The sequence below is a fragment of the Chitinophaga niabensis genome, from assembly GCF_900129465.1.
In the GTDB taxonomy this organism is placed as follows: domain Bacteria; phylum Bacteroidota; class Bacteroidia; order Chitinophagales; family Chitinophagaceae; genus Chitinophaga; species Chitinophaga niabensis.
The window spans coordinates 1,056,808-1,070,358 of sequence record NZ_FSRA01000002.1 but is presented as its reverse complement, the minus strand read 5'-3'; the positions used below and the strand labels follow the sequence as shown (position 1 = coordinate 1,070,358).

Annotated in this window: 15 protein-coding genes; 10 read left to right on the top strand and 5 right to left on the bottom strand. The window is 46.2% G+C overall.

Translation table 11 applies throughout. The features are described from left to right. Nucleotides 1-11 precede the first annotated feature (11 nt). The gene (locus tag BUR42_RS21390; protein WP_074243129.1) at nt 12-803 is read right to left on the bottom strand and encodes an MBL fold metallo-hydrolase; all 792 of its coding nucleotides are present in this window, start codon (nt 801-803) and stop codon (nt 12-14) included. 102 nt (nt 804-905) lie between these two features. Here BUR42_RS21390 and BUR42_RS21385 point away from each other — a divergent pair, with 102 nt between their 5' ends. After that, the gene (locus BUR42_RS21385) at nt 906-1,343 is read left to right on the top strand and encodes a DoxX family protein (protein ID WP_074241643.1); all 438 of its coding nucleotides are present in this window, start codon (nt 906-908) and stop codon (nt 1,341-1,343) included. 48 nt (nt 1,344-1,391) lie between these two features. On the opposite strand, the gene BUR42_RS21380 is transcribed toward BUR42_RS21385, so the two are convergent. From BUR42_RS21380 to gcvT, 3 genes are all read right to left on the bottom strand, one after another. Beyond that, a complete protein-coding gene (locus BUR42_RS21380; protein WP_074241642.1) occupies nt 1,392-2,117 on the bottom strand; it encodes a 2-phosphosulfolactate phosphatase in 726 nt (241 codons plus the stop codon). A 10-nt stretch (nt 2,118-2,127) separates the two neighbouring features. After that, nucleotides 2,128-2,601, bottom strand: coding sequence for an SRPBCC family protein (locus BUR42_RS21375; protein ID WP_074241641.1), 474 nt, complete (start codon nt 2,599-2,601; stop codon nt 2,128-2,130). Nucleotides 2,602-2,682: 81 nt separating this feature from the next. Then, entirely contained in the window at nt 2,683-3,771 is a 1,089-nt protein-coding gene (gene gcvT / locus BUR42_RS21370) for a glycine cleavage system aminomethyltransferase GcvT (protein WP_074241640.1), read from the bottom strand. A gap of 155 nt (nt 3,772-3,926) precedes the next feature. On the opposite strand from gcvT, the gene BUR42_RS21365 reads away from it, so the two are divergent. The 9 genes from BUR42_RS21365 to BUR42_RS21325 all read left to right on the top strand — a co-directional run bounded on the left by BUR42_RS21365 (nt 3,927) and on the right by BUR42_RS21325 (nt 12,732). Continuing rightward, entirely contained in the window at nt 3,927-5,549 is a 1,623-nt protein-coding gene (locus BUR42_RS21365) for a M28 family peptidase (RefSeq protein ID WP_074241639.1), read from the top strand. A gap of 16 nt (nt 5,550-5,565) precedes the next feature. After that, a complete protein-coding gene (locus tag BUR42_RS21360) occupies nt 5,566-5,949 on the top strand; it encodes a hypothetical protein (RefSeq protein WP_074241638.1) in 384 nt (127 codons plus the stop codon). A 21-nt stretch (nt 5,950-5,970) separates the two neighbouring features. Then, nucleotides 5,971-6,663: an NUDIX hydrolase gene (locus BUR42_RS21355; RefSeq protein ID WP_074241637.1), complete on the top strand. Its 693-nt coding sequence runs from the start codon at nt 5,971-5,973 to the stop codon at nt 6,661-6,663. A 154-nt stretch (nt 6,664-6,817) separates the two neighbouring features. Beyond that, on the top strand, nt 6,818-8,227 hold the full coding sequence (locus tag BUR42_RS21350) for a nicotinate phosphoribosyltransferase (protein ID WP_074241636.1): 1,410 nt from the start codon (nt 6,818-6,820) through the stop codon (nt 8,225-8,227). After that, on the top strand, nt 8,224-8,610 hold the full coding sequence (locus tag BUR42_RS21345) for a hypothetical protein (RefSeq protein WP_074241635.1): 387 nt from the start codon (nt 8,224-8,226) through the stop codon (nt 8,608-8,610). The genes BUR42_RS21350 and BUR42_RS21345 overlap by 4 nt, the downstream gene beginning before the upstream one ends. Before the next feature lie 57 nt (nt 8,611-8,667). After that, nucleotides 8,668-9,822: a BamA/TamA family outer membrane protein gene (locus BUR42_RS21340; protein ID WP_074241634.1), complete on the top strand. Its 1,155-nt coding sequence runs from the start codon at nt 8,668-8,670 to the stop codon at nt 9,820-9,822. 348 nt (nt 9,823-10,170) lie between these two features. Beyond that, complete coding sequence (locus BUR42_RS21335; protein ID WP_074241633.1) at nt 10,171-10,752, top strand: type 1 glutamine amidotransferase family protein; 582 nt, start codon at nt 10,171-10,173, stop codon at nt 10,750-10,752. Between the two features lie 51 nt (nt 10,753-10,803). Beyond that, entirely contained in the window at nt 10,804-11,478 is a 675-nt protein-coding gene (locus BUR42_RS21330) for a response regulator transcription factor (RefSeq protein ID WP_074241632.1), read from the top strand. 9 nt (nt 11,479-11,487) lie between these two features. Continuing rightward, nucleotides 11,488-12,732 (top strand): sensor histidine kinase, encoded by a 1,245-nt coding sequence (locus BUR42_RS21325; protein WP_074241631.1) that lies wholly within the window; start codon nt 11,488-11,490, stop codon nt 12,730-12,732. Nucleotides 12,733-12,738: 6 nt separating this feature from the next. On the opposite strand, the gene BUR42_RS21320 is transcribed toward BUR42_RS21325, so the two are convergent. Then, nucleotides 12,739-13,518 carry a phosphatase PAP2 family protein gene (locus BUR42_RS21320; protein ID WP_084185745.1) on the bottom strand — a complete coding sequence of 260 codons (780 nt, stop codon included), beginning with the start codon at nt 13,516-13,518 and terminating at the stop codon, nt 12,739-12,741. Between the last annotated feature and the right edge of the window lie 33 nt (nt 13,519-13,551).

The window sequence follows — 13,551 nt, the reverse complement described above, 5'->3', positions numbered from 1 at the left end:
ACGGGTATCCGTTATTCATAGATCTGCAGGTACCGTTGTACGGAACGATCCATTACGGCGGCGGCATTTTCCCGGATACTGAGACCAAAAGCACCGTGCATCACATTGTATTGCAATAATTTAACTGCAAATGCGATGGCCAGGATGTCCTTTTTGGGCAGGGGTATATTATTAGGGTAACTGTACATAAAGGAAACGGTTGTTAAATTGGGTGATACCTGGATGGTATCGCCTACCAGCAATATGCCATCACCAACAGGCCAGTGTAAAATGCAGGCTCCGGGAAAATGTCCGCCGCAGCGTACGATCTTGATCTGGTCCCATAAGGGTTCTATATCCCCCTCCCATAAACGCAGTTTATTATTCCTCCGGCCCAGCCAGTGAGCATCTTCCGCATGTACGTAAATATCTGCCTGGAAAGCTTCGCTCCATTCAACAATAGTGCTGAAATAATGGGGGTGTGAAAGCACAATGGCCTTGATGCCGCCCAGTTTTTCAATGATATCTATGGTGCTGGGGTCTAATAACGTGATGCAGTCCCATAACACATTACCACCGGGGCTTATCACAAGATAAGCTCTCTGCCCAATGCCGAATTTCGGCGCAGTATAGATAGCATAAAGGTCCGGGGAGATCTTTTCTATGATATTGCGGTGTTGTTTGGCAACCTCTTTCAGGGAGGTCCAGCTTTGGCCGCCGGGGTTTACATATTGCCTGTCGTCTTCACAGATGGGGCAATGGAGTGGTGGCGTTATGCCGGACTCATATTGCACGCCGCAAGTGGTGCAGATGTAATTTGTCATACTGCTGAGGGTTTTGGTATTACTAAAATAGTGCAACTCAAACGAAAAAATATCCATTGAGTACCGGGGGCTTCTGCTGTTACCTTTGTATAAATTAAATCTATGGCGAATATAACCTCTATTGAAAACACAAAGACCCAACAGCTCGGATTATTAATATTGCGTATTGGCGTTGGGGTATTGTTCTTTATTTTCGGATGGCAAAAAATAGCTGGCGGTGAGCCTGTTTGGACGGGAGTAGGTGGTTCCATGAAGTTTTTTGGTATCAGTGCATGGCCTGCATTCTGGGGGCTGCTGGCTACTATTTCTGAATTCCTGGGTGGATTGTTGCTCGTGTTTGGCTTATTCACCCGTTTTGCGGCCCTTTCACTGGTGATCACCATGATCGTGGCTACTGTATTTAAGTTTGCGCTCGGCGCTACCTTAGGGGATGCCACCGGAGCGATTACCATGCTGCTGATCAATGTATTCTTTTTGTTCAACGGCGGTGGCGTTTATTCAGCAGATAATTTCCTGCGACTCAAAAGACAGGTCGCTTAAAAACATTTTGAACAGAAAAAAGGCGCGGTGAAATTCACCGCGCCTTTTTTATTTTTCTTTGATCAGTTCGCCATTCCTTAAGATGGGCAGGATGTTGGCACCATCTTCCGTAAGGCAGTATTTTATATCTTCTTCCAGTCCGTAGCGGGCCAGGCGATGGAAGTGAGATGCTTTTTTCATGAAAGAGAACAGGTCTCCTTTTGCGCTATGGTAGAGTGTTTCAGCAGCAATCGCAGAATCGCAGTTTACATCGAAATGTTCTTTGATGCGGCTCACTACTGCTCCGGCAAACAGGGTGTCTTCCATATTTACGCGGTCTTTCCAGGCAGCGCAACCGAGGATCACGTTCTGCCCCTGGGAGATCAGGTATTCGCAAACGGCGGAAATGTTAGGGAAAGATCCCGTGATGATCTGTACGGCATCTTTTGCCATGTGCAAAAGTTTGGTGCCATTGGTAGTGGTAAGCACCAGCACTTTACCGCCAATGAATTCTGTGGGATATTCGAAGGGGGAATTGCCATGTAATAAACCTTCGGCAATTTTACCATCCCGCTCTCCGGCAGTGATAGCGTCCAGCTGGCGGCCGATACTTACGCATTCTTCCACAGTGGCCACCGGAATAACTTTTGCCGCACCATTGTATAATGCAGTGCAAATGGTGGAAGTAGCGCGTAAAACGTCGATAATTACAACAATGCTGTTCTTAACGTCGAACAAGTGAAGGAGGGCTGGGGAAAGGCATACTTCCAGCCTTGGTTTTGTTATTTCGTCCATTCTTTGTTTTTTAATCAAGGATCACCCGCCACTTTTCACTTTCTGCATATTCCTTGATGATATTGTTGCGCAGCGCTAACAGGCGTTGCATGTATTTTTTAAGATAGAGCTTTTCAAACCAGCGGCCAACGCGGCCATAGGGTGTTCCGAACTCCATGATATCTATTACTACGGTACCATTTGCTATCTCGCGGAAAAAATGTTCGTGCTTCATAAAGGTGAAGTCACCATCCACCATTTCATCGCAAAAGTAGTGGTCTTTTTGCATGGCCGTGATCTTCATGGTGAGCTGCCGCATTTTGTTAAGATGTTTGGCTCTCCATGTAACCGTTTCATCATATTCTATCAATCCACTCGTTCTTCCTTTTATGGCCTCTTCTTTTAAGTGTTCCATACTGCGTTTATGCAGTGTGATACTCCGGCTCAGGTCAAAGACCCTGTGCAATGGAGCATGAATAACCGTGGTAAGATGGATCAGCGGCATAGCATTTAAAGATATGGTTCTAAAGATGATAGGTTTCAATAACGCTCCCCTTTCCCGCTAAATTGTATGGCTTTTTCCTGCTTAGGACAGGAATGGCACCTTGGAAACTTTTGCTTTCAGGAGCTTGTCGCGCACTGCAATATAAACTTCTGAATCGAGTGTTGCAAAGTCTGTTCTCACATATCCCAATCCCACTGCTTTCTGGAGGGTGGGGGATTGTGTGCCGGAAGTAACCCTGCCGATCAGGTTGCCTTGTGCATCTTTGATCTCATAATCATGGCGGGGAATGCCTTTATCTATCATCTCAAGACCTACGAGCTTTTGTTTAACCCCTTCTGCCTTAATTTTTTCCAGGATGGGGCGGGCGGTAAAGTCTTTTGTGAACTTGGTGATCCAGCCCAAACCGGCTTCCAATGGATTGGTACGGTCGTCTATATCATTCCCATAGAGGCAGAAACCCATTTCCAGGCGGAGGGTATCGCGGGCCCCCAGGCCAATTGGCTTGATGCCTTTAGAAGCACCGGCGGCAAAGATAGCGTCCCAGACCTTATCTGCTGCGCCGTCCTTATCTTCAAAATAGATCTCAAGACCACCTGCGCCGGTATAACCCGTAGCACTGATCAGTACATTTTCCACCCCTGCAAAAGTGCCTTTTACGAAGGTGTAATATTTAAGATTGATAACGTCTTTATCTGTTAAGGTCTGCAGGATGCTGGTGGCAAGTGGGCCCTGGATGGCCAGCAGGCAGGTTTGGTCTGAAATGTTATGCATTTCCACCCCTTTGGAGTTGAACTGGCTGATCCAGTTCCAGTCCTTTTCAATATTACTGGCGTTCACCACCAGCATGTATACTTTATTTTCCTCGATGCAATATACCAGCAGGTCGTCCACGATACCTCCTTCTGCATTGGGGAGGCAGGAGTACTGGGCCTTTCCGGCAGTAAGTTTGGAAGCGTCGTTACTGGTAACGCGCTGAATGAGGTCCAGGGCATTTTCTCCTTTGAGAATGAATTCGCCCATGTGGCTTACATCAAACACACCTGCACTATTACGCACTGCTGCGTGTTCATCATTGATACCGGTATAAGAGATCGGCATGTTATAACCTGCGAATGGCGCCATTTTTGCGCCCAGTGCAATGTGTTTGTGTGTAAACGGCGTGTTCTTCATTTTTTGGTGTTTTGTTGTAACTCGTTCCAGAGCCCGGCAAATTTAATATTTAATTTGACGATAAAACAAAGGGGGTGGCTGCGTAAGACATTCCTATGATAAATACCACTTTAGGTCAGAGATTACCATTATTTTTGCTTCAAATTTACCATGCAGTGAAAAAGTGTTACCTGTTACTCCCACTCGTTTGTATAACGCTGGTTGCTTACCCGCAAAAGAAAGCTGATCGCAAAACTGTCAATAACCTGCAATTGCATGTGACTTACCTGGCCAGTGATAAGCTGGAAGGGCGCCGTACTGGCACGGAAGGTGAACAACTGGCCTCCGCCTACATTGCAGAACAGATGAAGCTGGCGGGCCTTAGCCCCAAAGGGGACCAGGGATACCTGCAAACTTTTACGGTACGGGAAGGAAAAGAACCCGGCGCCAACACAAAATTTAACATTAACCACCAGGCCATCAAACCTGAACATTACAGGCCTTTGCCCTTCAGTGCTGTAAAAGCAGCAAAAGGAGAAGTGCTGCCGGGGGTAAATGAAATGGATAATATCTGGCTGGACAATGTGAAGGCCTGGGATGAAAAGGTAAGCCCGCATGCTTCTCCGATGGAGTTGTATATTAAAAAGACCAAAGAAGCTAAAAAGAACGGGGCTACAGGCATTGTGTTCTACAATGGCCCTGAGGAGTTCACGACCGTTACCCGCTGGCTGGATGAAAAGTCGGAAGCCTTGCCGATCCCGGCAGTGTGGGTAGGCCCGGAAGCCAGCAAAACCCTCTCCGCGGATGATGCCAATGGGTTCCAGATAGAGATGCAGGTGGATTTTAAAGACAGCAAACGTACCGGTACCAATGTGGTGGGGTATATAGATAACGGAGCCGCCAATACGGTTGTTATCGGCGCACACTATGATCACCTGGGGCTGGGAGAAGATCATAATTCCCTTGCCCCCGGCGAAAAGGCCATTCATAACGGGGCAGATGATAATGCCAGCGGAACGGCTGCCCTGCTGGAATTGGGCCGGTTACTGAAGGCTTCGAAACTTAAAAACAACAATTACCTGCTGATCGCTTTTTCCGGGGAAGAACTGGGGCTTTTTGGCAGCAAGTATTATACAGAGAACAGCACTATAGATATTACATCTGTGAATTACATGGTGAACATGGATATGGTGGGCCGCCTCAATAATGATAAAGGTTTACAGATCGGTGGCATTGGCACCTCTCCTTCCTGGACGGCCCTCCTCAAAAGCAGCCTGCCTTCCGGGTTAAAAGTAAGTTATGATTCTTCCGGCACCGGCCCATCTGACCATACCTCCTTTTACCGGAAAGATATTCCCGTGCTTTTCTTTTTTACCGGCACCCATGCGGATTACCACAAACCCAGCGACGACGCGGATAAGATCAATTACGAAGGAGAACTCACCGTGCTGAAAACGGTGTATGAGATCATTGAAAAAACCAATGCGCAGCCCCGCCTGGCTTTTACCAAAACCCGGGAAATGCAGATGGGGCGCAGTACCCGCTTTACGGTAACGCTGGGTATTATGCCGGACTATACCTATAGCAAAGGGGGCGTGCGGGTAGACGGTGTTTCTGATGGCAAACCCGCCAGCAAGGCTGGTTTGGCTACTGGTGATGTGATCATTCAACTGGGAAATATGCCCGTTACGGATGTGGAAACTTATATGGGAGCCCTTTCAACATTTAAAGCCGGAGACCAAACGACCGTTAAAGTAAAGCGCGGAAAAGAAGAGAAAGTATTTGACATCCGTTTTTAAGTTTATAACTTGCATTATGCGTTACTTCCTACTTACACTGGCAGTGCTTACTGCGTGTAACCCTACACGTGAGAAAACAGACACCGCCAATTACGATGTGATCAGTGAAAAATGTTTTGTGATGCGGGAACATCCGATCGTAACGGATAGTTTGGTTAACGCCAGCAGAGAGCTTTTAGTACAATATTTAAAAGAACAGCAATTTCCGGTGAGGTATATCAAAAAGGACAGTTTGATGTTCCGCCGGCAAAATGGATTACAGGTAGACCTGGTGCTGCCAACACCACAGGATGCCTGGGAATCCAATACCATCATTGTTTTTGACCCGGCTAAAAATCCGCTGTTCGTGAACCTTCACAAAGGCACAGCACAAGTGGAACAGTACATCAGAGAAAAGTAATTCAGTAAAAACGATTATCCCTTGCCAGTTCATCAACACATCAGGGTGACAGCGGATGCCGTAGTGCTTCGCTTCAACTCTAAGGAAGGCATGATGGTATTGCTCAGTAAACGCAGTATCCCTCCTCACATTTTTAAATGGGGGCTTCCCGGTGGTTTTGTTCAAAACGACGAACCGCTGGAAAACGCCGTACATCGCGAAATCCGCGATGAGACCGGGCTCCGTGTTAATTACCTGGAACAGTTCAAAACTTTTGGCGCGCCGGACCGTGATCCGCGTGGCCGCGTATTGTGTGTGGCACATGTAGGGCTGATCAAACCTTCCGCGGCTAAACTAACGCTGGGCGCGGGAAACAAAGAAGCACGCTGGTACCCCGTGAGGGAATTACCGCAAATGGCCTTTGATCATGCAGAAGTGATTGCCGCTGCGCTGGACCATCTTCGCCTGCGTTTCAGGCATGAACCCCTGGCCTTTGAACTGCTCGATGCCAAGTTCCCTGTTTCCGAACTGGAGAAACTCTACGAATGGTTGTACGACCGGATGGTAGACCGGCGGAATTTCCAGAAAAAGATCCACGGATTGGGATTACTGACCACGCAGCAGGAGAAATTGAAGCACCCTTTACAAGGTCGTCCGGCTCAATTATTTAGCTTTAACAGGGAGAAATTCACGGAATTACAGGAAAAGGGCACTTTCGTTGAAATATTCTCCTAAAGTACTGGTTTTTAGATTTTAGCGCCTATTTACACAAATAATATATGAATATTGAATATAATATGGCTATTTGTGTACAAAGAACATAAATTAGCCCGAAACCCTTTCCAGCAAAGGGTTTCTTCATTTAGGGGCTAAATGCTTAATTTACAGTATGCAGAACCTTATTTTACTCGCGGACGCCTACAAATATTCCCATCACAAGCTCTATGTTCCGGGCACGAATAAGATCTATTCTTACCTGGAAAGCCGTGGCGGCCTGTTTTCCGAAACGGTATTTTATGGATTGCAGTATCTTCTGAAAGCCTATTTAGAAGGTCAGGTGATCACTGCGGAAAAGATCAAAGAGGCTTCGGAGATGTTGCCGGAAGTATTTGGCAGGGATGATGTATTTGATGCCTCGCGCTTTCAATATCTCCTGGAAGAACATAGTGGCCATTTGCCTGTGCGGATTAAAGCGGTGCCGGAAGGAACTGTTGTTCCGGTGAAAAATGTATTGATGACGATCGAAAATACGGACCCTAAATGTTATTGGCTCACGAATTTTTTAGAGACATTACTGATGCAGGTTTGGTATCCGAATACGGTAGCTACGCTTTCGCGGGAGATAAAGAAGATTGTTCTCCAATACTTCAAGGCTACGGCCAGTGCCGCTTCGCAGGCGGGGATCGATCTTGTGCTGAATGATTTTGGATTCCGTGGCGCTACTTCCGTAGAGGCGGCAGGGTTAGGTGGCAGTGCGCATCTTGTGAACTTCAGCGGGAGCGATACATTGGCGGCTTCCACTTTTGCGAAAAGATATTACCATGCATCGAAAGCTCCGGGGCTTTCCATTCCGGCTACGGAACATTCTATTGTTACTTTATTGGGAGAAGCAGGAGAGGAAAAAATATTCAAACATGTGCTGGACACTTTTCCGGAAGGCACTATTGCCTGTGTCTCTGATTCCTATAATATCTTCCGGGCCTGTGAGGAATACTGGGGCACTTTGCTGAAAGACCAGGTCCTGGCCAGGAAAGGTACATTGGTGATCCGGCCGGATTCCGGAGACCCGGTGAGAACATTGCTGAAAGTGTTCGGGATCCTGATGGATAAATTTGGATTTACCCTGAATGAAAAGGGCTATAAAGTACTGCCACCACAGGTTCGGGTGATCCAGGGGGATGGGATCAATTACCAATCCATCCGGGAGATCTATGCTGCCTTACAGCAGGCAGGGATCAGTGCGGAGAACCTTGTGCTGGGTATGGGCGGGGCTTTGATCCAAAAGGTGAACCGGGATACGCAGGAGTTTGCACTGAAATGTTCTTATGCGGAGATTAACGGGGAAGGCGTGGATGTTTCTAAGTCTCCGGTGGAAATGGATGCTTCCGGCGAACTGCGGACTTCTTTCAAAAAATCCAAGGCGGGGAAATTCAAGCTCGTGAAGGGTTCTGATGGGTATAAAACGGTGGGGGCGGATGAGTTTCCTGAGCTGCCCGATGTGTTGGAAACGGTTTTCGAGGATGGGAAGCTGGTGAAGGACCAGCGGTTTGAGGATATCAGGAAAAATGCTGCTATATGACGTTTTTATCCCAGCCCAAATATATCCTGCTGATCATTTCTTTGCTGGTAATCATTTCGGGCTTTCTTGCAGGCCGTTCTACAACAGACATTCCCTTGATGGACACTTATTATATTATCAGTAATTTTCACATAGGAGTGTTGATGGGCGGGTTCTTTCTACTGGAAACCGTACTTTATTTTCTCACGGATAATTATCGCCAATGGCGCAGCACTCAATGGTTTCACGTGGCAGGAACAGGTTTCAGCGCATTGGTAGCTGTTGTGTTGAAACAGACGCCTGTTTTTCTATTGGCTATTTTCCTGCTGGGACAAATTCTATTTATCATTAATCTGATCGCTGGTTTTATACGTGGTAAGAAAGTGTTAAATCATATCCCTTAAGGCTTTGCAGCGGTAGCCGGCTGTTCGTACCTCAGGAATTTTTTGCATATTGCGCAGATGCGTAAAACCATTTCGGCACTTTCTCTCTGTATTTTGGCGGGGTCGGGACTGAGAGCACAGGATTCTCCTCTGCCGGATTCTATTCCGGCGCGCAGGAACAGTCTTTTCCCGATACCGGTGATTGGTTTTTCTCCCGAAAAGGGTTTTGAATTCGGCGTAGCTGCACTGTATTCCTATTATTCAGATAAAAAGGACCCTTCTCCCTGGACGCGGAACTCCACGGCCAGCATACTTTCAACCTTCACTACCAATAGCCAGTTCAAGTTTGACGTCCGTTTCGAAAACTGGACGAAGGATAACAACTTCCATATAAAAACAAACTTCCGCTATCATAATTTCCCTTTCTATTTCTACGGAATGGGAGATACTACGCAGTACAAGAACCGCTCCCTGGTAGGGAATAAAAGGTACAAGTTCTCCGTAGAAGCTGAGAAAAGAGTGACCAGTCATTTTTACGCAGGGCTTTCCCTTATGTATCAGCACGACCGGTTCACGGTGGATGAACAGAAAGGTATTTACCCGCTGGCAGATCTGCAGGATAAAGAAGGTGGTTACGCTACTTTTTTGGGGGTGACGGGTGTGTACGATAACCGGAATAATCAGAATTACTGCACAGGGGGCACTTTTGTAAGGACCAATGTATCCTACGCCCCTTCTTTTTTAAGCAAACATCCTTTGTGGCGGCTTGAGCTGAAGGCCAGTCATTTTATTCCCATCTCTGCAAAAAGCACACTGGGCCTGAATGCTTACGGGCATTCCCTGCAGGGTAATACATTGCCTTTTTACCTGATGCCGGAAATGGGGAATGATAACATTATGCGGGGTTATTATACGGGGCGTTACCGCGACCAGAATTACCTGGCAGCACAGGCGGAGTACCGTTATTTCTTAGACCCTAAGAAACATATTAAGTTCTGGTTCATTGATATGAAACCCACTTTTGCGCTGGCAGGTTTTGCCGGAACAGGTACCGTGTTCAAGAATGGCGGATTTACCACTGCTGGGTTAAAACCCAATTATGGGCTGGGGCTGCGTTACTTCTATGATAAGGCGGCACGGATCACGCTTCGGGTGGATTATGGATGGGGAGAAAAGAGGCCGGGAGAAAAGCGGCAGAGCGGGTTTTATATTTCGCTGTCGGAAGCGTTTTAAATTACTTCATATAAAAAGGCCCCCGATTGGATCGGGGGCCTTTTATTTCAAATATTTTGAGCTGTCTGATTAACGTTTAACGTATTTCACCATGGCATACAAAAACATCAGGCTAAACAGAATGATGAAAAACCAAGCGCCGTAGTGGCCGATTTTATTGCCGAGCTCATAGCCAGAGCTGAGTAGAACGTTCAACAACATGATATACAGTTTTAAGATATTTCAGGGGGCAAGTTAGCGCTTTATGCGCAAAAAAAACAATGACTTTCATCATATGCCTGTTTTTCTACTGACATAAGGCTGTCATTCCCCGGCAGGACATTTGTACTGTCAATAAAAACAGGCGTCATGAAAAACAAACTTTGTTATCTCTTTGTATTCAATGGGTATTCTGACTGGGAACCCGCTCTCGCAGTTGCAGGTTTGCAGCAGTTCACTGATTTCGAAGTACAGACATTTTCTCTTGATGGAAAACCAGTCACCTCCGCTGGTAACCTTACGGTTGTGCCCAGGCTGTCCTTAGCGGAACTGGATACGGCTGATCTTATTATTATTCCGGGAGGGGCAGCATGGTCCGAAGGAAAGAACCGGGAGATCACCCCTTTTATTAAAGAAGCATTGAGTGAAGGGAAAACAGTGGCGGCTATCTGTGATGCCACCTTATACATGGCGGCAGAGGGTTTCCTGGATAATATCAAACATACCAGCAATGACCTGGGGTTGTTGAAGGATGCAGTACCTTCTTATAAAGGGGAAGCGAATTATGTTCAGAAAGCAGCTGTTCGGGATAAACAGGTGATCACGGCCAATGGTACGGCAGGAGTGCCTTTTGCGCATGAGATATTCGATCAGTTTGGGATATTGGAGCAAAATGAGGGGTTTGCTTTCTGGTTCGGGTTCTTTCATAAGCCGGAGTTTCGGATAGACTGATGTCTAAATGTCTACAGATTTTATCCCGTACTTCGTATTAATTGTAACTATATGAAAGTATTGATCATAGAGGATGAGCAGAACCTGTCAGACAGTATATGCCAGTACCTGGCAGATGAGAACTTCCTGTGTGAAGTGGCAGGGACCTTTGAAACAGCCATGGAAAAGATCTCTCTCTATGATTATACCTGCATCATATTAGACATTAACCTTCCCGGCGGAAGCGGGCTGGACCTGCTTAAAGAATTAAAACGCAGTAATAAAGCAGATGGGGTATTGATAGTTTCCGCCAAAAACTCCCTGGATGATAAAGTATATGGATTAAAGGCCGGCGCGGACGATTATCTGGCCAAGCCATTTTATTTACCGGAGCTATCAGCCCGCGTAGCTGCCATTATCAGGAGGAAAAGCTTTGATGGCAGTAATATTATATCGTTTGATGAATTACAGCTGAACCTGCTGGAAAAAACAGCCGTTGTAAAAAATAAAGTAATAGACCTTACCCGTAAAGAGTACGATCTGTTACTTTATTTCATCAGCAATAAGAACAGGGTGATCAGCAAAAGCGCCATAGCAGAACATTTATGGGGAGACGATATGGATATTTCCGAAAACTACGACTTCATTTACAGTCATATCAAAAACCTCCGGAAAAAGCTGGTGCAATCAGGCTGCCCTGATTATATCAAATCCATCTATGGGATGGGGTATAAGTTCTCTTATTAAACAGCTGCGATGAAATTACTGGAAAAATATAACCGTATTAATCTGCTTTCAACAATTGCGATCTTTGTGCTGGCGGGCATTGCTTTTTATTTCGCACTTCACTTCACGCTTTTGCGGCAGGTGGATGAAGATCTTGAAATTGAGCAGAATGAGATCAGCAATTTTGTTCATCAGCACGATTCTTTACCACGCCCCGTAGAGGTAAAAGACCAACAGATCCTCTTTCGCCAAACGGCAGAACCGGTTGAGGGTCAACTCTATGAAACAATAGAAATGCCCGGCGATGAAGAGCAATTCCGGAAACTTGAGTTTAGCATTCGTGCGGGTGGGCAGTGGTATAATGTAAGCGTGAGTAAGTCCCTGGAGGGAACGGAACTCATTACCCGCTCCGTTTTCCTGATCACATTCTGTACCATCCTTTTAATCCTTATTGCCACATTTGTTATTAACAGAACAACCCTAAAAAGGCTGTGGCAGCCTTTTTATCATTCTTTAGAGATCCTGCAGCAGTTCAAAGTAGGGAACCGGCAGGTACTTAAATTTCCCCCCACAGGCATTGACGAGTTCAGCTTTATGAATGCCACGCTGGAACGCAGTACGGAAAAGGCATTACAGGACTATGAAGCGTTAAAGGTATTTACGGAAAACGCATCTCATGAACTCCAGACCCCGCTGGCCATCATCCGGTCTAAACTGGAAGTGATCATGCAGGACGAAAACATGCAGGAGCACCAGTTTGCCGCATTACAAGGAGCGATAGAAGCGCTGAATAAATTAGCAAGGATGAACCAATCCCTGCTGTTACTGACCAAAATAGAAAACGAACAATTCGCCTCTAAATCCCTGGTGAGCATTGATCAGCTCTTAACGAAGAAAATTGCGCAATTTAAAGAACTTTGGGAGGACAGGCATCTGACGGTCCATACAGAGATTAAAGCGGTAACCCTCAACGCCAATAAGGAGTTGATCGAATTTTTACTGAATAACCTTTTCAGCAATGCTACCCGGCATAATTACGATCATGGAGAGATCTTTATTTCTTTAGATGAGGAACAAATGGTGATCAGTAATACCGGCAACAATACTCCTCTGAGTAAAACACATCTTTTCCAGCGATTTTATAATCCTTCCAATAGCAGTACCAGTAACGGTTTGGGGCTGGCAGTGATCCGCCAGATCTGCGAAGCTTCCGGTCTTAGGGTTACATATGATTATGAAGTGGAAAAACACGTGTTCACCATTCACTTTAAATAACCGGGATTATCTGAAAACATGTACCATGCTGATACCGGGCACTCCCTGCTGGTAAGTTGGTACAATGATGGTTGTTCCCGCGGTCTTTTTATTAGTAAACATCCGCCTCATGGAAGGATAAATGTAATAAGCCAGATCTGTTGAAAGGATACCGACCCCTGCACCTGCCACTACATCTCCCAGCCAATGTTTATTATTATGCATGCGAAAATATCCGGTAGTTGCTGCCATGGCATACCCGGCAATACCATACCATGGAGAAACGTCTTTATACTCCTGCCGGAGGAACTCTGCTGCTGCAAAGGCCGTAGCCGTATGGCCGGAAGGAAAGGACATCCGGTCAGACCCATCCGGCCGCTGTTCCTGTGTGAGGTTCTTTGTAAGGAATACCGTACCTCCCATGATCACATTGGACATAGCGTAAATGATGGTACGATCCCTGAAATTATTCTTTCCCTTAATGCCTGCTATGTTTAAACCATATACCATCAATGCGGGCGCTACCTGCAGGTAATTGTCTATATGCAATGGAGCCGGGTTATGCTCCAGGTATAGTTCCTCCTGAAAATGACCATTCACATTCTTCAGGCCATTTACGCCCAGGGAAGCTGCCCCATATCCAATAAGCATTGTGGGTACCAGCAGCATCCCCGGAAAACGTTTCCTTCCGCCTTCCCGCAGATAGTCCGATTGCCTGAAATTGATCACCGTACTTGAATCCTGGCCATAGATCAAAGGAGATATCATCATGGCCAACAGGGATAAAGACAATATTTTCTTTCGCATCTTTTCAATTTGCTATGGAAAACTGGAGAAATC